This window comes from Chryseobacterium sp. WG23, from assembly GCF_024586575.1.
GTDB lineage: Bacteria > Bacteroidota > Bacteroidia > Flavobacteriales > Weeksellaceae > Chryseobacterium.
This window is the reverse complement of record NZ_JALCZE010000002.1, coordinates 233422-252984: the sequence shown is the minus strand read 5'-3', so window position 1 is coordinate 252984 and position 19563 is coordinate 233422. Positions and strand designations below refer to the sequence as shown.

The 19563-nt window shown below is 37.3% G+C and carries 18 protein-coding genes; 14 read left to right on the top strand and 4 right to left on the bottom strand.

Translation table 11 applies throughout. The features are described from left to right. Position 1: 1 nt before the first annotated feature. The 7 genes from MP477_RS03880 (at position 2) to MP477_RS03850 (ending at position 5188) form a co-directional block, all read left to right on the top strand. Complete coding sequence (locus MP477_RS03880; RefSeq protein ID WP_257189213.1) at positions 2–508, top strand: GNAT family N-acetyltransferase; 507 nt, start codon at positions 2–4, stop codon at positions 506–508. Continuing rightward, a complete protein-coding gene (locus tag MP477_RS03875) occupies positions 505–888 on the top strand; it encodes a VOC family protein (protein WP_230036206.1) in 384 nt (127 codons plus the stop codon). The genes MP477_RS03880 and MP477_RS03875 overlap by 4 nt, the downstream gene beginning before the upstream one ends. Positions 889–923: 35 nt before the next feature. Continuing rightward, a complete protein-coding gene (locus MP477_RS03870; protein WP_230036208.1) occupies positions 924–1946 on the top strand; it encodes a glutaminyl-peptide cyclotransferase in 1023 nt (340 codons plus the stop codon). Positions 1947–2029: 83 nt separating this feature from the next. Then, on the top strand, positions 2030–3055 hold the full coding sequence (locus MP477_RS03865; RefSeq protein ID WP_257189446.1) for a glutaminyl-peptide cyclotransferase: 1026 nt from the start codon (positions 2030–2032) through the stop codon (positions 3053–3055). A 91-nt stretch (positions 3056–3146) separates the two neighbouring features. Next, positions 3147–4112, top strand: coding sequence for a hypothetical protein (locus MP477_RS03860; protein WP_257189212.1), 966 nt, complete (start codon positions 3147–3149; stop codon positions 4110–4112). A 22-nt stretch (positions 4113–4134) separates the two neighbouring features. Further along, on the top strand, positions 4135–4749 hold the full coding sequence (locus MP477_RS03855; RefSeq protein ID WP_230036212.1) for a deoxynucleoside kinase: 615 nt from the start codon (positions 4135–4137) through the stop codon (positions 4747–4749). Positions 4750–4837: 88 nt separating this feature from the next. Beyond that, a complete protein-coding gene (locus MP477_RS03850) occupies positions 4838–5188 on the top strand; it encodes an ArsC/Spx/MgsR family protein (RefSeq protein WP_230036214.1) in 351 nt (116 codons plus the stop codon). Positions 5189–5549: 361 nt separating this feature from the next. Here MP477_RS03850 and MP477_RS03845 read toward each other — a convergent pair whose 3' ends face one another. Then, complete coding sequence (locus MP477_RS03845) at positions 5550–5855, bottom strand: DUF493 family protein (protein ID WP_230036216.1); 306 nt, start codon at positions 5853–5855, stop codon at positions 5550–5552. A 40-nt stretch (positions 5856–5895) separates the two neighbouring features. Continuing rightward, a complete protein-coding gene (locus MP477_RS03840) occupies positions 5896–6567 on the bottom strand; it encodes a DUF4197 family protein (protein ID WP_257189211.1) in 672 nt (223 codons plus the stop codon). A 350-nt stretch (positions 6568–6917) separates the two neighbouring features. Here MP477_RS03840 and MP477_RS03835 point away from each other — a divergent pair, with 350 nt between their 5' ends. The 7 genes from MP477_RS03835 (at position 6918) to MP477_RS03805 (ending at position 17231) form a co-directional block, all read left to right on the top strand. After that, on the top strand, positions 6918–9755 hold the full coding sequence (locus tag MP477_RS03835) for a SusC/RagA family TonB-linked outer membrane protein (RefSeq protein ID WP_230036219.1): 2838 nt from the start codon (positions 6918–6920) through the stop codon (positions 9753–9755). Between the two features lie 4 nt (positions 9756–9759). Next, entirely contained in the window at positions 9760–11235 is a 1476-nt protein-coding gene (locus MP477_RS03830; protein ID WP_230036221.1) for a RagB/SusD family nutrient uptake outer membrane protein, read from the top strand. Positions 11236–11304: 69 nt separating this feature from the next. Continuing rightward, positions 11305–12696 (top strand): glucoamylase family protein, encoded by a 1392-nt coding sequence (locus MP477_RS03825; protein ID WP_257189210.1) that lies wholly within the window; start codon positions 11305–11307, stop codon positions 12694–12696. A gap of 211 nt (positions 12697–12907) precedes the next feature. Next, complete coding sequence (locus tag MP477_RS03820) at positions 12908–13615, top strand: prolyl oligopeptidase family serine peptidase (protein WP_257189209.1); 708 nt, start codon at positions 12908–12910, stop codon at positions 13613–13615. Between the two features lie 188 nt (positions 13616–13803). Then, positions 13804–16131, top strand: a complete 2328-nt coding sequence (gene bglX, locus MP477_RS03815) for a beta-glucosidase BglX (RefSeq protein ID WP_257189208.1) — start codon at positions 13804–13806, stop codon at positions 16129–16131. Between the two features lie 100 nt (positions 16132–16231). Continuing rightward, the gene (locus MP477_RS03810) at positions 16232–16618 is read left to right on the top strand and encodes a hypothetical protein (RefSeq protein WP_257189207.1); all 387 of its coding nucleotides are present in this window, start codon (positions 16232–16234) and stop codon (positions 16616–16618) included. Positions 16619–16841: 223 nt separating this feature from the next. Continuing rightward, entirely contained in the window at positions 16842–17231 is a 390-nt protein-coding gene (locus tag MP477_RS03805) for a hypothetical protein (protein ID WP_257189206.1), read from the top strand. Between the two features lie 85 nt (positions 17232–17316). On the opposite strand, the gene MP477_RS03800 is transcribed toward MP477_RS03805, so the two are convergent. Both MP477_RS03800 and MP477_RS03795 read right to left on the bottom strand, forming a co-directional pair. Then, entirely contained in the window at positions 17317–18486 is a 1170-nt protein-coding gene (locus MP477_RS03800; RefSeq protein WP_257189205.1) for an iron-containing alcohol dehydrogenase, read from the bottom strand. A 68-nt stretch (positions 18487–18554) separates the two neighbouring features. Continuing rightward, positions 18555–19469: a helix-turn-helix transcriptional regulator gene (locus tag MP477_RS03795; protein WP_257189204.1), complete on the bottom strand. Its 915-nt coding sequence runs from the start codon at positions 19467–19469 to the stop codon at positions 18555–18557. Positions 19470–19563 lie beyond the last annotated feature (94 nt).

The following is a 19563-nucleotide window of genomic DNA, read 5'->3' as shown; positions in this document are numbered from 1 at the left end:
GATGATCGACTTATTTTTATTTACCACTGAGGATGCATCAGAATTAATTTCAAAAGTAAAAGATGAAAGAATGCTTCTTCAGTTTGCCGGTCCTGCCTATCACTTTCCTTTAACTGAAAAACAGTTGGAAGCCGATCTTTTGGATGAAAACAGGACCTTATTTAAAATAACGGATGGAGATCACCATACCATTGGTCATGCACAGATCTGTTTAAAAGAAAATACGTTCCTGTTGGGAAGAATTTTAATTTGGGATGAAAATAACAGAGGAAAAGGCTATGGCAAAAAAGTAGTACAAAAACTGCTCGAATATGGGTTCAGCCATTTCGATAAAGAAACCGCTGAACTTAATGTATATGACTGGAATACAGGAGCTATTGAATGCTACCGGAAAGTAGGTTTCGGGATTGGTCCGGAAACCAAAAGTGAAGTGAATATAGATGGTGAAACATGGCTGTCTATTAATATGAAAATCAATAAAACAAATTTTGAATTACAGGAATCATGACAGAATTTAAAGCACTGCGCCCTATGTTGTGGACAGAAAATATGGATGATACCATCGGTTTTTATATGCATATCCTGGGCTTTACATTAATGGGCAGAAATGATGAATGGCAATGGGCTTCGCTTCGTAAAGATGAAGTATATATTATGGTTTCCCAACCCAATAAACATGAGAAAAACCATGGGATAGGTTTTACAGGCTCATTTTATTTTAATGTAAATAATGTGGATGAACTTTGGGAAGAACTTAATGCAAAAGCAGAAATCTGCTATGAAATAGAAACTTTTGAATGGGGAATGAGGGAATTTGCAATCTATGACAATAACGGGTATATATTACAATTTGGTGAAGCTGTGGATAATGTTGGCAATACGGAATAAAATTTGCTATTTTTGGAGAAATATTTAGAATATCAATGAAAAAAAATATAATAGCAGGTTTCGCAGCGATTTTATTATTGGCATCTTGTAATAAGGATAAGGAGATCCTTAATACACTAAGCAACTATAATAATTCTATGGAAGCAAAAGGATATCACTTCGGTGATAAACTTCAACTTCCAAAAGAGGTGACGGAGAATGCAGAAAGTGTTACCATAAGCTTTGGAGATAAAGAAACAACCAATCTTGTTGTGGATCCGAAATTTTTCACATTGGGAGATAATGCTGTTACTTTCAATATTAAAACAAAAGGGGGGGAAGTACTCAATCAGGATGCTACCATCAATGTATTTGCAAAAACTCCTGAAAAAAATATTGCCTATCAGATTATCGCAGAATATCCTCACGATCCTAAGAATTTTGTTCAGGGCTTTCAGATTGAAGGAAATACAATTTATGAAAGTGACGGGCAGAACGGATCCTCACAGATTCTGAAATATACGTTGGGAACCACTACACCGCTTGCTTCTACAAAGCAGGCTCCGGAAGATTTTTCTGAAGGTAGTACCATTGTAGGAGATAAAGTATATCAGTTGACATGGCAGAGCAAAAAAGGATATATCTATGATAAAAATTCTTTAAAACTGCTTTCAGAATTTGCGTATCCAAATCTGTTCGGAGAAGGATGGGGATTAACCTATGACGGGAAAAACCTTATCGCATCAGACGGAAGTAAACTTTTATACTTCCTTGATCCGGCTAACCCTTCAAAACTGATTAAGTATATTGCGGTGGCAGGAAGTTCCCAGGCATACGATCAGCTTAATGAGCTTGAATATCATAACGGATTTATCTATGCCAACGTGTGGCAAAAGCCTATTATTCTAAAGATCAACCCGGCTACCGGAGAAGTGGTGGGAACATTTGATTTTACAGATATTGCAAAACAGAATACCAAAGGAAGTGATGATGTGTTGAACGGAATTGCTTTTAAAGGAGAAAATATGCTGGTAACAGGTAAAAACTGGCCGAAAATTTATGAAGTTCAGGTGAAATAATTTCACAGATAAAGTATAAAAATAGCGTTCCCATGGAGCGCTATTTTTATGTAAGGACTAAAATTTAGTATTTTTGAAAAATGATAAGACGAAATATAGTAACCGGCCTTGCAGCAGTTCTTCTGCTGGTATCTTGTAATAATAATGAAAAAATGCTTGATTCCCTGGCTGATTATAATAATGCAAAGGAGGCAGAAGGGTATCATTTTGGAGATAAGCTGGACCTTCCGGAAAAAGTGACAGATAATGCAGAAAGTATTTGCATAAGCTTTGGAGATAAAGAAACAGCTAATCTTACAGTAGATCCTCAGTTTTTTGAATTAGGGGACAATAAAGTGGTTTTTGTAATTAAAACTAAAAATGGAGAAACCCTGAGCCAGGATGCTACCATTAATGTTTTTGCTAAAAATCCCGAACAAAATATTTCGTATACCATAATAGCAGATTATCCGCATGATCCTACTTTCTTTGTGGAAGGATTTTTGGCAGAAGGCAATACCATATATGAAAGTGATGGACTGAAAGGAGCTTCCCAGCTGATAAAATATACACTGGGTTCTGCAACTCCGGCAATGGTGAAAAAACAACCCGCCGATATTTTTTCTGAAGGCTGTGCGGTGGTTGGAGACAAGATTTACCAGTTGACCTATCAAAGTAAAATTGGTTTTGTTTACCATAAAAATACATTGGAAAAAATTTCAGAATTTCCTCTACCCAATATTATCGGAGAAGGCTGGGGGCTAACTTATGACGGAAAAAACCTCATCGCTACCGATGGTTCAAAGAATCTTTACTTTTTGGATGTCAGTAATCCTTCCAAAGTGGTAAAAACGGTTTCCGTAGCAGGAAAAACGGAGACGTACGAAAAATTAAATGAATTGGAATACCACAACGGATTTATTTATGCAAATGTCTGGTTTAAACCTTTTGTTCTGAAAATAAATCCTGAAACAGGAGAAGCTGTCGGAAAATTTGATTTTACCCAAATAACCAAAGAAAATAATCAGAGGAATGATGACAATGTGTTAAACGGAATTGCTTTTAAGGGTGAAAATATGTTAGTGACAGGAAAAAACTGGGCTAAAATCTATGAGGTTGCTATAAAATAAATGACCATTGAAAACTTAATTTCAGTTTACAGAAAAAGTATGTAAATTGCCGGCATTCCAACAAGGAGGATTATCTTTAATACCATACAATTTGAAGCTAATATATTTATTATTGATTTTCGTTTTCTGCTCATCCGCAGCGCAGAAAGTTTTTCCTTTGGATACCCTGAAGCTGAAGGAGGCTAAAGATATGCTTGCGGATGATTATGGAAATCTGTATATCTATAAAAGTAAAGACTTCAGTTTTACCAAATATGATTCGTTAGGGAAGCAGCTTGGGAAATTGATGTTTACTGTTCCTTATAAAGTACAAAATGTTCAGAATCCACTGAACGTTCCTTTATTTTCAGAAAATGCCCAGGAAATGAAATTTGTTGATCAGAATATGAATGAGATCCAGCGGATTGATTTTAAGCAGAAATTTGGATTTATAAGAATGGTGTACGCTGAAGATCAGCAGCAGTTATGGCTTTTAGATGACAGTACAAAACGGCTGATACAGTATAATTTCAGAAATGATACAACCATCAACTCTTATCCTTTTGATATCAGTTTTGAGGATCTTACGGATATGCTGGTCTATGAAAATAAAATCTACATTTTAACAAGGAATCACGTTAGAATTTACACGCCAAAGTTTGAGAAAATTTTTGAAGTTCCCCTCGTAAACGGGAAAAGATTCAGGAGAGAAAATGATACTATTTTGGTGATCACCAATAATTCTATTTTAAAATATATTCCTGAAAAAGGGATGACTACTGTTTTTGAAGATCCGGAAGCACAAATTGTGGATAAAAATATCCTTTCTTATTTTGAAATCAAGGGGAACAAACTTTATCTTTACAGCTTTGAAAAAGTAAGCAAACCCGAACAGGAAAAACAACCGGAATCTCAACCGGAAATTATTCAGGAACCTACAGGACAATCGGTAGAAAGCACTGAAAAAACAGCAGATGAGACCCTGCCGGAAGTGAAATCTTCAGACCATACCTTAGAGAAATTGTTAGAAGATATTTCAGCAGTTCAGACTGAAGGGGTAGAAAAACTTATCAATTAATAAGCAAATACAAAGGAAAAATATGCATATTGCAGTTACAGGAAACATTGGAGCGGGAAAAACAACCCTAACCACAATGCTTTCCAAGCATTACGGATGGGATGCACAATTTGAAGACGTAGATCATAATCCTTATCTGGAAGATTTTTATTCGGATATGAGCAAATGGAGCTTTGCACTGCAGGTGTACTTCCTGGGAAGCAGATTCCGTCAGGTAAAGGAGATCAGAGAAAGTGGGAAGAATATTATTCAGGATCGTACCATTTATGAAGATGCTCACATTTTTGCAGAAAACCTGAATGATATGAAACTCCTTTCCGACAGAGATTTCAGTAACTATTCATCTGTTTTTGATTTAATGAAGAGTTTTGTGTCTGCACCGGACCTGTTAATTTATTTAAAATCTGATGTGCCCAATCTTGTAAAGAAAATTTACAAAAGAGGACGTGAATATGAAGCATCTATCAGTATAGAATATCTTTCAAAGCTTAATCAGAAGTATGAAAAATGGATCTCCAATTATACAGAAGGTAAGTTGCTGATTATTGAAGTGGATGACCTGGATTTTGTAGAAAAACCGGAAGATTTTGGACTTATTCTGGAAAAAATTGAAGCCGAATTACATGGGCTGTTTTAACAAATATTTACCAGACTATTAAGAGAAGATCAGTCAGATTCTTGCTAAATTTGTAAGAAAGCAAGTTTTAATTTTAAAACAATAGAAGATGGTAGTTAAGGTTTTACATAACGGGAACTGTTCGAAATCAAATGCTGTATTAGAGTATCTTGATGAAAATGGGGTAGCTTTTGAAATTATCAATATTGTTGAAGATCCGTTGAGCGTGATGGAGATAAAAACAGTATTGAAAAAACTGAATCAAAGTGTTTTTCATATTATCCGTAAAACAGAAAAGCTGTATATCGAAAATTATGCAGATAAAAACCTTTCTGAAGAAGAATGGATCAAAATCTTATCTGAAAATCCATCCCTGATACAAAGACCTATTCTGGTGAAAGGCTCTGTAGCCATGTTGGGTAGACCTATAGACAATGTGAAGTTCTTTATTGAGAAATAAAATAATAAATAAAGACCAAATACAAAGAGGCTGTTTCATCTGAAGCAGCCTCTTTTCTGTTTATAAATGATTTGTGTGTCTTACTGACGTTCGCTGGTTTCTCTTCAAATAAGAAGTAATAGGCAATTTTAAACACTCCATTTGTTCTGTAAGAATCTAAATATTATTTTTAAAGCTTGCGATTGAGATCCCTCCGGGATGACAAAGAGAATGAATATAGTTTTGGCAGTAGAGTAAAATATTCCGGGATAATTTACTTACTAAAAAGTTATCCCTGAATGGTAGTATAAATAAACCCGGCTGGTCTATGGATAGGCCAGCCGGGTTTATAACCACAAATGTATTTTGTAGCTGAAATTTTTTATAGTAGAATAACGCCTTCTATCTTGGCTACTTCCTGATAAATTGTTACCACCTGATCAGCATCCAAAACAAATGCACTGATATTACAGGCTGTGTATTTTCCATTTTTACTTTCACGGTTTCCCAAGGTAAATTTAATACCATCAAAAACCTTATATATTTCAGTAAGCTTTGCCTGGTCTGTAGGGATAATAAATTTAAATAAATAATCCTCTGGAAAATCATGATGATCCTCCAGTTTTTCCTTTAAAGATTTGTAAAAATCCTCAGGACTTGCGTGTTGATTTCCTTGTAATATATCCATCTGCAATTAGTAATATAGTATAAATATAACGAAATTTCCCTTATTTTCCAAATGGTCCCAACAGGGCTTTGGAGTTCTGGTTCTCGTAGTCTTCAATAATGTTGAATATTCCATTCACAAGCTGTTCAGAAGCAAGCTGGCTCAGCCCGCCTGCATTTACAGTGTTGCTGTTGCCTCCTAAAAGGTTCCCCAAAAAGTTGCTCCCTGATAAAGCCGTGTTGATGGTTTTAACGATTCCGTATTCGTTCAGTTTTTCATCTACTTTTGGAGCAATAGCCGCAACAAGCTGCTGAGATGTTTTTTCTTTTAGGATTTGTGTAGCTGTTGTTCCCTGGATGATCCTTGTTACATCCTGTGCATTTAGACTGTTAACGGCACCCTGTAAGATCGGTTTTGAGGTATTTACAGTATAGGCGGCAGCCTGGGCAATGAAATCTCTTTCCTTAGCCACCAATGACGGTGCAACCTTTTCAAGGATGGAATTCATGTCTCTGAGCTCTTTTGGAAGGGCTTTATCCACCATATTATTCTGTAGGAAGGCCTCCTTATTTGCATAAACACCCATTCCTTTGTCTATTCCGTTGAGAAGCATCTTTTTGATAATGGAAAGTCCCATATCAGAGGTAGCCAGCGTTGTACAGGATTGTACAGTAGTAGTAATAACTGCTCCGGTTCCAATAATGAAAGCGGCTGCAACAATATATTTTTTCATTGATCCTTTTTCTAGGTTTTTCAAAAACTGCACCAAAGGTAGATACTATTATCTATTTAACAAAATATTAAATTCAGCACCGTCATTTGGTGAATTATATTGTAAAAACATTGTTTTTACAATTAATAATATGATGATAAATTGATAAATATTCTGATCTTAAATTCATAAAATTAAACTGTTCGTCTGTTTCTGTGTAAAATTATGTAATTTTTTTTCAATTTTTAAGATAAATTAACATTGTTCATTTTTTTTTATATTTTTGGCTAATGTCTTTTTTTGAGAAATTGAATTGCTGTCAAATAGGGACATTTCACAAAATTTGATTGTACGAATAAAATTGAAACTATATGAAACAAGGTAATTTAAAGTATTCATGCCTTATTGCTGTTTTATACTTTGGTATGAACGTGGATGCGCAGGTTACACAAGATTCTGCTAAAGTCCAGAAAATAGATGAGGTCGTAATGATTGGATATGGTAGCCGTAAAAAGGTAGATAATACAACATCCATCAGTTCTATCAGTGCCGAAGAAGTAACAAAAACTAAAGTTTTAAATGCCTCGCAGGCTATACAGGGTAAAGCTGCCGGGGTACAGATTACAGCTTCGGATATGCCGGGATCTACACCTTCTGTATTAATCAGAGGTCTGGGAACGGTAACAGGAGGACGGTCGCCACTTTATGTAGTTGATGGTATGTTTTTAGAGAATATTAATAATATCAACTCTAATGATATCCTTACCTATGATATCCTGAAAGATGCAGCAGCCCTGGCCATCTATGGTAACAGAGCCGCTAATGGGGTAATCATTATTACCACAAAAAGCGGAAAAGGAAAACTGAGTGTTTCCTATGACGGGTTAATGGGGATAAGAACTCCATTGAAAACAGTAAAAATGGCCAATGCTTCAGAATTTGCCACTTATAATAATGCAGCCTTAGGGGTTAACAGATTTTCTACAGACCAGCCGGTAAATACAGACTGGTTTAAAGAAATTACAAGAACAGGAGTGTATAATCAGCATAACCTTTCTATTTCAGGATCCTCAGAAGCTGTAAAATATTTCTTTAGTTTAAGTAACTATGACGAACAGTCGATTCTGAGAGGTACAGATTATAACCGTGCCACCATCAGATCCAACAATGAGTTTAAAATTGCTAAAGGGATTACGTTACAGCAAAATTTCAGTGTAGCTTTTACAAAAACTACCCCGAAACCTTTTAATGCTTTTACAACAGCATATAAACAGTCTCCGATGGTCCCTGTTTACTATCCGTCAGGACAGTTTGGAATGCCTTATGTAAACACCTCCACAGGTCTTGTAGATTATACAGGAAATAAATTTAATGATGTAACCAACCCGGTAAGCCAGCTGTTGCTGAATAATGAGCAAAATAAAAATACATTATTGCAGGGAGGGTTAAAATTGGATATTGATATCCTTAAAGGACTGAAGTTTACTTCTCAGTTTAATGGAGAGTATTCTAATTATAAAGCCTATAATTTCAGAGATGAAGTGGCAATATGGCTTGCAGAGGACCCTACAAGGACGGCAGCAGGTTTCTCCAATAGCAATCCATACAATACCCTGGAAAATACAAGAGAAGATTATTACAACTGGTCTTTAACAAATTATTTAACTTATAATAAAAAATTCGGGGTTCATGATCTTGAAGCCACAATTGGTACGGAAACAACCGTAAGAAACGGTATCGATCAGCTGATTGTAAAGAGAAAGAACTTACTTTTAAATGATCAGAACTACTGGAACATTAAGGACACGAACTATGTAAATAATGTTCAGACCCTTAATTCTGTAAAATATGATAGAAATACTACGGTTTCTTATTTTGCCAGAGCACAGTATAAATTGATGAATCGTTATTTGCTGAGTGCTACGGTAAGACGCGACGGATCTTCACAGTTTGCCGCAGGACAAAAATGGGGAACTTTCCCATCATTTGGAGCCGGTTGGATCATTTCTGAAGAAGATTTCATGAAAGACAGCTTCTTTGATCTTTTAAAACTGAGAGGAGGCTGGGGTAAATTAGGAAACCAACGAGTTCCTCTGAACTATCTTCCCCTAAACTCAGGTACCCCTTATAATTATGGATATGGAAATGCAAATCCTGTAAGTAACGGAATCACCGTAAACAAAGGTTTTGACCCTGTTTTAGGATGGGAGGTTACCGAAGAATCTTCTGCAGGATTGGATTTTGGATTGTTCAACAAAAGACTGACAGGTAGCATTGATGCTTATAACAGAGAAACAAATAACCTTATTTTAGGAATTACCAATTATACAACTTCCGGTCAGTCAGAAACTTATTATTCTCACGTAGGTGCAGTAAGAAACAGAGGGATGGAATTCTCCCTGAACTGGGCTGATAAAGTAGGAGACGACTGGTCATACTCTCTTGGAGCCAATTATTCCTTCAATCAAAACCAGCTTACCAGAGTGGATACTCAAAAGAATATTGCTCAGTTGAGTGGTGGAGATCTGGGTAACGGGCAGTGGGTAAAACTATTTAACGGTTCTACAGTTGGACATGCGTTGGGAAGTTTCTATTTATGGGAGTATGATGGAGTAGATGCCAGTGGAAATATGAAATATAAAGACCTTAACGGAAACGGGGTTACAGGAAGTGCTGACGCCGAAGACAGAAAGTATTTCGATTCTTATATTCCAAAATCTACCCTGGGGATCAATGTATCCTTAAGCTATAAAAACTGGGATTTTGCAGCCAATGGATATGGAGCGTTCGGATTTAAAGTATACAACGGTAAGAAAGCGCAGAGAGGAAACAGTATTAATGTTGAATCTTCAGTAGCACAGGATTACTGGAGCCCTTCTAACTCTAATTCATACAACCCTAAGCCTTATACAGATAATCCTATTGCTTCTACCTATTTCTTAGAAGACGGAGATTATTTCAGAATTAATAATATATCAATCGGATATACCGTAAAAGATATTGTAGACTACGTAAGGTCTATAAAGTTTTATGTAAGTGCTATCAACCCGGTAGTATGGCAGAAATATTCGGGGTATTCAACAGAATTGTCAGGATATAACCCTACTGATGCAAAAACAGAGGGAGATCCTTATAAAATGGCAGGGGTAGAATTGAATGCATACCCTACGTTAAGATCTTTTGTATTCGGTGTAAACATAAACTTTTAAAAAAATGAAACGAAATAAAATACTGTTAATATCTTTAATGTTATTAGGTTCTGTAGCTGCTGTACAAAGCTGCAGTGATGAATTTATCGATGTAAAACCATCAGAGTCAATGACGATTGATGACCTTGAAAAATTTAATAATGACAATGGGGCAACTTATTTTGTAAATTCTATCTATGCCAAATTCTTAGATTGGAATATGAGTACGTTTGCCTGGATAGGGGTAACTTCCATTATCTCTGATGATGCTGATAAAGGATCATCAGAAGGAGATACAGGATCAGATAAAAATCTTCTGGATGCCATCAATATTACTGCAACTACACCTTCCTTTAAAGAGCTTTTTGCTTCTAACTATCAGGGAATAAACAGGTGTAACCAGGCTTTACAATATATTCCAAAACTGGATAAGGCTAATCCTGAATTACGTAAAAGACTGATGGGAGAAGCTAAGTTCCTGAGAGCTTTTATGTACTTTACCCTGGTAAGATCTTTTGGAGGAGTTCCTTTAGTAGACCGTGTTCCGGTTCTTGGAAATGAGGTAGATAAAAAGATGCAGCTTACCAGAGTAAGCAAAGAAGAGATCTATGCATTTATTGAAAAAGACCTGAAAGATGCTATAGAAGCATTACCTAATAAATCTGCATATGGAGCTACTGATGTGGGAAGAGCTTCAGTAGGGGCAGCTCACGCATTACTGGCTAAAGTATATCTTTACCAGAAAAAATGGCAGCTGGCCGCAGAACAGTGTGATTTGGTTACCGGATATTCATTGACTCCTAATTTTATCGATATTTATAAAGTTTCAGGGGAAAATAATGCAGAATCTATCTTTGAAATCCAGGGATCGGGAAGTGATGCCGGAAGAGCAATCCAGCAGTACAGTAAAGTACAGGGAGTTCGTGGTTCCGGAGGCTGGGGCTGGGGATTTGCAACCCCTACACAAGGTTTGTATGATGCTTACACAGCAGAAGGAGATACAGAAAGAAGAGATGCCACGATCATTCACAGAGATATGACGTTATACGACGGAAGATACATTCCAAATACTGTAGAAAATAAATTCTATAATTATAAGGCATACTCATCAGCATTCTATGACAAAGATGCTACAGATACCAATATCCGTTATCTCAGATATGCAGAAGTTTTGTTGATCAAGGCAGAAGCACTTAATGAATTGGGACAAACCAGTGTGGCAATTCCATTATTGAATCAGGTGAGAACAAGAGCTAAAATTGCAGAAACAACAGCTACCACCCAGGCAGATGTAAGAATGGCTATCTGGAAAGAAAGAAGACTGGAACTGGCATTCGAACACGACAGATGGTTTGACCTTGTAAGAACGGGGCAGGCACAGGCAGCTATGGCAGCAGACGGTAATAAGAAATTCGTTGTTGGAAAACATGAATTATTCCCGCTTCCTTATGAGTTTATCATGGAAGCCGGAGGATTGTCTCAGCAAAACCCGAATTACTAAAATACATACATAAACAAGAGGAGAGTGAAAATTCTCCTCTCATTTTATAAACCAGTAAACCATTTACCAATGAAAAGGATCGTAGTATCAGCTGCAGTAGCCTCCCTGTTTTTTGTGTATTCATGCAAAAACATCCAGGGTTCCAAACAGGAAGCTTCGCAGGATAAAATAGTCAAAAGCACTATTACAGATGAACAGTTGATGGATAAGGTACAGAAAGATGCTCTTACCTACTTCTGGGATTATGCAGAACCCAATTCAATGTTGGGGAGAGAGCGTTATCACGAAGATAATATCTACCCGGATAATGATAAACATGTAATAACCACCGGCGGTTCAGGATTTGGACTGGCTACCATTCTGGTTGGAGTAGAAAGAGGATTTATTCCAAGAAAAGAAGCCGTAAAAAGACTTTCCCATATCATGGATTTTCTGGCAAAAGCAGACCGTCATAAAGGAGCGTGGCCGCATTGGATTAATGGTGAAACAGGTAAGACCGTACCTTTCGGTAAAAAAGATAATGGAGGAGATCTGGTAGAAACAGCATTCCTTACCTCAGGGATACTGATGACCCGTGAGTATTTTAAAAATGGAAATGCCGAAGAAAAAGAGTTGGCCGCAAAATGCGACGAACTTTGGAAAGGGGTTCAGTGGAACTGGTATACAAAAGGAGGCGAAAAAGTATTATACTGGCATTGGTCTCCGGAATATCAGTGGGACATGAATTTTCCTCTGGAAGGTTATAATGAATGCTTAATCACCTATATCCTGGCAGCATCTTCACCTACGTATGCCATTGATGCAGAAACCTACTATAAAGGCTGGACCAGAAACGGAACCTACCTTACCGACAAAACAAAATACGGATTACCACTTTACGTAAAACATAATTACGCCGAAGAATATGGCGGACCGCTTTTTTGGTCACAATATTCATATATAGGACTTGATCCAACCGGACTTTCCGATAAACTGATCAAAAACTATTTTGAATTAAATAAAAACCAAACTCTTATTGATTACAAATATTGCGTGGAAAATCCAAAGCAATGGAAAGGGTATGGTCCCAATTATTGGGGGCTAACAGCTGGTTATACCAGAAATGAAGACGGAACTGCGGGCTACACGGCTCATATGCCCACCAATGATAACGGAGTGATCACCCCTACAGCTGCCTTAAGCAGTTTCCCATACACCCCAAAAGAATCAATGAATTTCCTGAGGTTTCTGTATACCCAAAAACCTGAATTTATAGGAAGCGCCGGGCCTTATGATGCTACTTCTATTCATTATAACAATTGGTCTACCCCAAGATACCTGGCGATTGATCAGGGGACAATAGCTCCAATGATAGAAAACTACAGGTCAGGATTCCTTTGGAAACTGTTTATGAATGCACCGGAAATTCAGCAGGGATTAAAAAAATTAAGCTTCCAGTCCCCGAAATACGGAATAAAATAGATACCTTTCAATGAGCCACGAGTGCAGGATCATTGTGCACCCGTGGCTACTTTGATATCAATAAAAACGGGCTTTATACCGTTTACGCAATGAAGTCAGTCTATGATAATCTGTTAATTTGCGAGTATTTAACATCAATAGAAACGGGCTTTAGCCCGTTTAAATAAATAAAAAGCTATCCACTGGCTTTAGCCAAAACCTAAATAACAATATGAAATTAAAATTAAAACACCTTCCCCTTTTGCTCCTTCCCCTTTCATTACAGATGAAGGCCCAGGAAATAAAAGCTGAACTTAACAAAGAAATTAAAAGACCTGAAAAAATATCCTACATTCTGGATTATCCTCAAAAATCAAAAGGAAATGTTCCTTTAATTGTATTTCTTCACGGGTCGGGGGAAAGAGGTAGCAACCTGGAAATGGTAAAAGCACACAGCCCTTTCACCTATAAAGAACTGATCAAGGAGCCGGTGGCTATTCTGGCACCGCAATGTCCTGCGGATTCGTGGTGGGATACGGTGACCATTTATAATTTAATAAAAGAAATTCAGAAGAAATATAAAATTGATGCTTCCAGGATTTACCTTACCGGACTTTCCATGGGAGGCTGGGGTACGTTGAAATTAGCTATGGAGCATCCTGAAATGTTTGCCGCAGTAGTTTCAGTATGTGCACCTACAGATCAGGTGATGACAGCCAATATTCAGCAGTATAAAAATTTGAATATGAAAATATATCATGGCGGAATGGATGATATCGTACTGCCGGAAAATGCCTTTAAATTCTATCAGAAACTACATCCGGTAAATCCGTCTGCAGAATTGGTGATCTTCCCGAATGATAACCACAACTCCTGGGATTCGGCGTATTCTAATCCTCAGCTGTATGAATGGATGTTATCAAAGAAAAAAGAAAAGTAGACAGGACTTAAAGAAATGCAATGCTCAGTCATCGTAAAACCTTGATTTTATTGAAGGCATATTGAATAATTTTTATATTTTTGAATATTGTCTTTTTTGGAGACAATAAAAATAGATCAATCAGATACAATCAGTCAAAAAATAACGTTCTCACGTTAATTATAATAGAACAATAAGAAGTTAGATTTATGAAAAAACTAATCGTACTCGCTGCATTAGCCCTTTCGCCGGTATTCTCGGCACAGGAGATGGTGGATAAACCCGTACAGTCTTATCAGACAGCCCAATATCAGGCGAAAAAGAAAGCCTTTGTAGATAATCTGTTATCTAAAATGACTTTGGACGAGAAGATCGGTCAGCTCAACCTGCCGACTTCCGGAGATTTTACTACAGGAATGGCTCAAAGTTCCGATATTGGAAAAAAAGTAGAGCAAGGATTGGTAGGCGGATTGTTCAACATAAAAGGAGCTGACAAAATCAAAGCCGTTCAAAAAGTAGCTGTTGAAAAAAGCCGTTTGAAAATTCCAATGATTTTTGGAATGGATGTTATCCATGGTTATGAAACGACTTTTCCAATTCCATTAGGCTTAGCTGCATCATGGGATATGAACCTGGTACAGCAGTCTGCAAGAGTGGCTGCCAGAGAAGCTGCTTCAGACGGAATTAACTGGACTTTTTCGCCCATGGTTGATATTTCCCGTGAACCAAGATGGGGAAGAGTGTCTGAAGGTTCGGGTGAAGATCCTTATTTAGGAAGTGAAATTTCAAAAAATATGGTGTATGGATACCAGGGGAAAGATTTAGCCAATGGGACCAATATACTTGCCTGTGTAAAGCATTTTGCACTATATGGAGCAGGCGAATCGGGTAAAGATTACAATACCGTAGATATGAGCCATATAAGAATGTTCAATGAATATTTTCCGCCTTACAAAGCAGCTGTTGATGCCGGTGTAGCCTCTGTGATGGCCTCTTTCAATGAGGTGGACGGAGTTCCTGCAACAGGAAACAGATGGCTTCAGACTGAAGTGCTGAGGAACCAATGGAAATTCAAAGGTTTTGTAGTAACCGATTATACCGGTATCAACGAGATGGTTGATCACGGAATGGGGGATATTCAGCAGGTTTCTGCTTTGGCTTTAAAAGCCGGAGTGGATATGGATATGGTAGGAGAAGGTTTTTTAACAACCTTAAAAAAATCTTTATCAGAAGGAAAAGTGACACAGGCCGAAATTGATATGGCTGCCAAAAGAATTCTTGAAGCGAAATATGATTTAGGCTTATTTGATAATCCATACAAACATGGAGATGCCAAGCTGGCGGCAAAAGAGGTTTACAATATGGAAAACCGTAATGTGGCAAGAAATGCTGCTGCTCAGTCGATGGTTTTACTGAAAAATGAAAACCAGGTGTTGCCTTTGAAAAAATCAGGAACAGTGGCTGTCATCGGACCATTGGTTAATAACTCAATGAATATGGCCGGCACCTGGAGTGTAGCTACAAAACATAATATTTCTGTTAATCTGGTACAGGGGCTGCAGGCTAATTATGGTAAGGAAGTTAAGTTCCTTTCTGCTAAAGGGGCGAACATCGATTATGATGCAAAATTAGAAGAAATCTATGCGGCTCACGGGAAGAAAACCGACAGAGATAACCGTTCCAAAGAAGAATTGTTAAAAGAAGCCGTGGATATTGCCAATAAAGCCGATGTTATTGTCTTAGCAATCGGAGAATCTGCAGAAATGAGCGGGGAATCTTCTTCAAGAAGTGAAATTACAATCCCTCAGTCTCAGGTTGATTTGCTAAACGAGTTGAAAAAGACAGGAAAGCCTATTGCAATGGTTCTCTTCACGGGCCGTCCATTAGCTTTAACGAATGTAAAAGATATTCCCGACGCTATTGTAAACGCATGGTTCCCGGGTTCAGAAGCAGGAAATGCACTTGCTGATGTGCTATTCGGAAAAGTAAACCCTTCAGGAAAACTTCCGATGACTTTCCCAAGAAGCCTTGGGCAGGTGCCTATTTATTACAATGCTAAAAATACAGGCCGTCCTTTAGATCAGAAGTCTGTTGATAAATGTGAATACCAAAGATTCCGTTCCAATTATATGGATGAATGTAATACTCCATTATATTCTTTCGGATATGGATTGAGCTATACAAAATTCAGTTATTCGGATATGACTGTTTCTAATGCCAATCCAAAAGGAAACCAAACCATTCAGGCATCTGTGACCGTGTCTAATACCGGAAACTATGATGGAGCAGAGGTGGTTCAGCTTTATATCAGAGATATGGTGGGAAGTATTACAAGACCTGTAAAAGAACTGAAAGGCTTCCAGAAAGTATTTCTGAAAAAAGGAGAATCCAAAAAAGTAACCTTTGAGATCAGCCCTGAGAATCTGAAATTCTATAACGGAGAGCTGAAATACGACTGGGAATCAGGAGAATTCGATGTGATGATCGGAACAAATTCTGACGAGGTGAAGCACTCAAAAATCACCTGGACTAAGTAAGAAGCTGAAGGAGATTTTTCACATCAAAGTGTTTTGTTTGTGTTTTGGCATGATTTTTTATAGTACCCACGATAGTTATTATAACAATACAACAACAAACATGAAAAAAACAATTTTACTTAGCACGATGTTCCTTGGTTCTTTAGTCTTTGCACAGGAAATGACCATAAAAGGAGGCGATAGAGATGCTCACGGATGTATTGGTTCTGCAGGGTATACCTATTCTCAGATCAAAAAAGACTGTGTAAGAACTTTTGAAGAAAAAATCAAATTAAAAGAGGTTTCTTCAGATGGCGGTTATATCGCAGCAGTAATTTTCAGCAAAGACAAGAAAAAAGCTGAGGTTTTTGTTAAAGATACTGAAGGAAGCATCATTCTTACCAGAGCGGGAAAAGCAAAAGCTTGGAAAAAAGACGGTTATGTACTGGTTCCTTTCAAAAAAAGCGGCTATCAGCTTAAAAAGAATAATGTCGTAATCTATCAATAAAAAATAAAACAGGAAATCAATTCGATTTCCTGTTTTTATTTAATGACGAATGATCAGCCGCTATTACACCGATACACGGATAACAGTTCCAAAGAAGAATCGTTAAAATGAGAGCAACCCGGAGAATGAAATTCTATAATGGGCATCCGAAAAAGTTTTCACAGGTAAGTGTTTTGGCACGATTTTTAATAATACCACGATAGTTATAACAACACGACAAAACATGAAAAAAACAATTTTACTTAGCACAATGTTCCTTGGTTCTTTAGTATTCGCACAGAAAACACCTGTATTAGGTGGCGATAGAGATGCTCACGGATGTATCGGTTCAGCAGGATATACGTATTCTCAGATCAAAAAAGACTGTATCAGAACTTTTGAAGAAAAAATCAAATTAAAAGAGGTTTCTTCTGACGGCGGTTATATTGCAGCAGTTATTTTCAGCAAAGACAAGAAAAAAGCGGAGGTTTTCGTTAAAGATGCTGAAGGAGGAAGTGTAATTCTTACCAGAGCGGGAAAAGCAAAAGCTTGGAAAAAAGACGGTTATGTACTGGTTCCTTTCAAAAAGAGCGGCTATCAGCTTAAAAAGGATAATGTCGTAATCTATCAATAAAAAATAAAACAGGAAATCAATTCGATTTCCTGTTTTTGTTTAATGACGAATGATTATCAAAAGTCATCACTTCTTCTTTAATAAGTTACAGGGCAGCTACTGCCTCTTCAGCATAAATAACACCCTCATAGCATGCATTGTATATTGCTTTTAAGTCATCCAATGAAGGAACACGCGGATTGAAACCCGTACAAGGATCTGCCAAAGCATTGGCTGTGATATAATCAAGGTTTTTGTCCCAGTCTTCTTTTGAAATTCCAAATGCTTTAAGAGAAGAATTATTATTTACCTCAGAACGTAATGTTTCAATAGCCTGAGCAAGGTCTTCAGCTGTTTCTTTACCAATTACTTTAGCCAGATCAGGATAACGATCTGTTGCCAGAGCATTATAACGGATCACATTCGGAAGGAAGATAGCATTGGAAGCCCCATGAGGAATTCCATACAAAGCACCCACCTGATGAGATAAGGAATGAACGATTCCCAACCATGCATTATTGAATGCCAGCCCAGCCATAAAAGAGGCATCATGCATATTTTGACGGGCCTTAATATTATCAGGGTGGTTTACGGCCTCTTTAAGATTGTCAAAAACAATTTCCAATCCTCCTTTTGAAAGGGCATCAGCATAGTTGTTCTCAATATTTGAAACATAAGCTTCCACACAGTGTGTCAAAGCATCCAGTCCTGTATTTGAAGTGATATGAGCCGGCATGGAAGCACAGATCTCACCATCCACAATCGCAATATCCGGAGTCAGTTCATAAGAAACGATGGGATATTTTACTCCTTTTTCACGGTCTGTGATAACGGCTAAACCTGTAGTTTCAGTTCCTGTTCCACTGGTAGAAGGAATAGCAATAAATTTAGCTTTATTTCTTAAAACCGGTACTGTAAACGGTTTGATCATGGCTTCAAAATCGGCATCAGGATACTCATAAAACACCCACATAATTTTGGCAGCATCAATGGCTGAACAACCTCCCAATCCGATCACCCAGTCAGGTTCAAAAGTTTTCATTACTTCAGCCCCTTTCATACAAGTTCCGGAAGATGGATCTTCTTCCACACCTTCGAAAATCTGTGTTTCAATACCTGCTTCAGTAAGGTAAGCAACTGCTTTATCCAATGTTCCGCTCTTTCTCATTGAGCTTCCTCCAGTTACAATAACCGCTTTTTTACCGGTAATATTCTTTAATTCGTCAAGGCTTCCCGCTCCATGGAAAACTTCTCCTGCGATAAATAATTTACTCATTTTTCTTAGTTAATTTTTGATGAAACAAAATTAGATAAGACGAAACAGGTAATGTTATACAAACAGGACTATCCGTTATACATTTGCGCCAGCTCCTGCTGAAGTTCCGTAGGGGTTTCCTTAAGTTTTGCTTTTACAAATTTGTTGAGAGCTGAGGGAGAATTAAAACCGAGATCAAAAGCAATCTCTTTATGTGAAAGATCAGAAAACATCAACTGACGTTTGATTTCTATTAAAATCCGGTTGTGAATCGCCTGAATAGCAGTTTCACTGCAGTGTTTTTTGGTAATAGAGTTTAACTTTTTCGTACTAACAGCTAATTCTTCAGCATAATACTGAACCGTCCTGTGTTGTTTGTAATGCTCATTCAGGAGCTTTTTAAACCGGACATATATGGGCTTGTCTGCAGTATCTTTATGAAGAATAGGATGGAGCCCATGCACCGATTCAATGAGTCCCAACAGGAAAATTTTAATATGAAACCTTGCCTGCTCTTTTTTGATAAGACTGGGATGTTGATAAATTTTCTGAATGATTGAAATGGTATGTAGACTTTGTTTAAGATCTTCGGGTGAAAGAATGGTACAGTTCAATTGGGTAGAAAGATTGACATTATAGGTGCTTAATTCATTTTTAAGAATGTCAGAACAGAATAATATTTCTTCAAATAAAATTATTTTTCCTTTAAGACTGTCGCTTACGGCAGAAACGAAGCTAACCTGTTCAGGAAATATGACAGAAATTTTTCCGGCTTTAAGCAGGTGTATTTTTTCTTCAATATGAATCTTAAGGCTTCCACTTTCCATCACAATAATACAGAAATGGTCTTTCTTATGTGGTTGGGTATATTCTTTCAGATTTCCCACGGTCAAATCAAAAACCCGGAAAGACAGATTTTTATCCTCTGCTTTTTGACTCTTCTTTTTTATCTCCAATTTTTTCAGGACACCCATTGCTGCTTCTATTTTAAAACGTGGCAGCAAAGTTATAGCAAAACATTCCCAATTTCCAAGGGCTGGGTGGGAAGATGTATGAATTACAGAAGCATTTTCTACTATTCGTTTTTTTCTTTATTAA

Excerpts from the sequence above, each read along its gene's own strand:
- MP477_RS03880 (WP_257189213.1), top strand. The coding sequence starts at position 2 with ATGATCGACTTATTTTTATTTACCACTGAGGATGCATCAGAATTAATT.
- MP477_RS03875 (WP_230036206.1), top strand. The coding sequence starts at position 505 with ATGACAGAATTTAAAGCACTGCGCCCTATGTTGTGGACAGAAAATATG.
- MP477_RS03870 (WP_230036208.1), top strand. The coding sequence starts at position 924 with ATGAAAAAAAATATAATAGCAGGTTTCGCAGCGATTTTATTATTGGCA.
- MP477_RS03855 (WP_230036212.1), top strand. The coding sequence starts at position 4,135 with ATGCATATTGCAGTTACAGGAAACATTGGAGCGGGAAAAACAACCCTA.
- MP477_RS03850 (WP_230036214.1), top strand. The coding sequence starts at position 4,838 with ATGGTAGTTAAGGTTTTACATAACGGGAACTGTTCGAAATCAAATGCT.
- MP477_RS03845 (WP_230036216.1), bottom strand. The coding sequence starts at position 5,855 with ATGGATATATTACAAGGAAATCAACACGCAAGTCCTGAGGATTTTTAC.
- MP477_RS03840 (WP_257189211.1), bottom strand. The coding sequence starts at position 6,567 with ATGAAAAAATATATTGTTGCAGCCGCTTTCATTATTGGAACCGGAGCA.
- MP477_RS03835 (WP_230036219.1), top strand. The coding sequence starts at position 6,918 with ATGAAACAAGGTAATTTAAAGTATTCATGCCTTATTGCTGTTTTATAC.
- MP477_RS03830 (WP_230036221.1), top strand. The coding sequence starts at position 9,760 with ATGAAACGAAATAAAATACTGTTAATATCTTTAATGTTATTAGGTTCT.
- MP477_RS03825 (WP_257189210.1), top strand. The coding sequence starts at position 11,305 with ATGAAAAGGATCGTAGTATCAGCTGCAGTAGCCTCCCTGTTTTTTGTG.
- MP477_RS03820 (WP_257189209.1), top strand. The coding sequence starts at position 12,908 with ATGAAATTAAAATTAAAACACCTTCCCCTTTTGCTCCTTCCCCTTTCA.
- bglX (WP_257189208.1), top strand. The coding sequence starts at position 13,804 with ATGAAAAAACTAATCGTACTCGCTGCATTAGCCCTTTCGCCGGTATTC.
- MP477_RS03810 (WP_257189207.1), top strand. The coding sequence starts at position 16,232 with ATGAAAAAAACAATTTTACTTAGCACGATGTTCCTTGGTTCTTTAGTC.
- MP477_RS03805 (WP_257189206.1), top strand. The coding sequence starts at position 16,842 with ATGAAAAAAACAATTTTACTTAGCACAATGTTCCTTGGTTCTTTAGTA.
- MP477_RS03800 (WP_257189205.1), bottom strand. The coding sequence starts at position 18,486 with ATGAGTAAATTATTTATCGCAGGAGAAGTTTTCCATGGAGCGGGAAGC.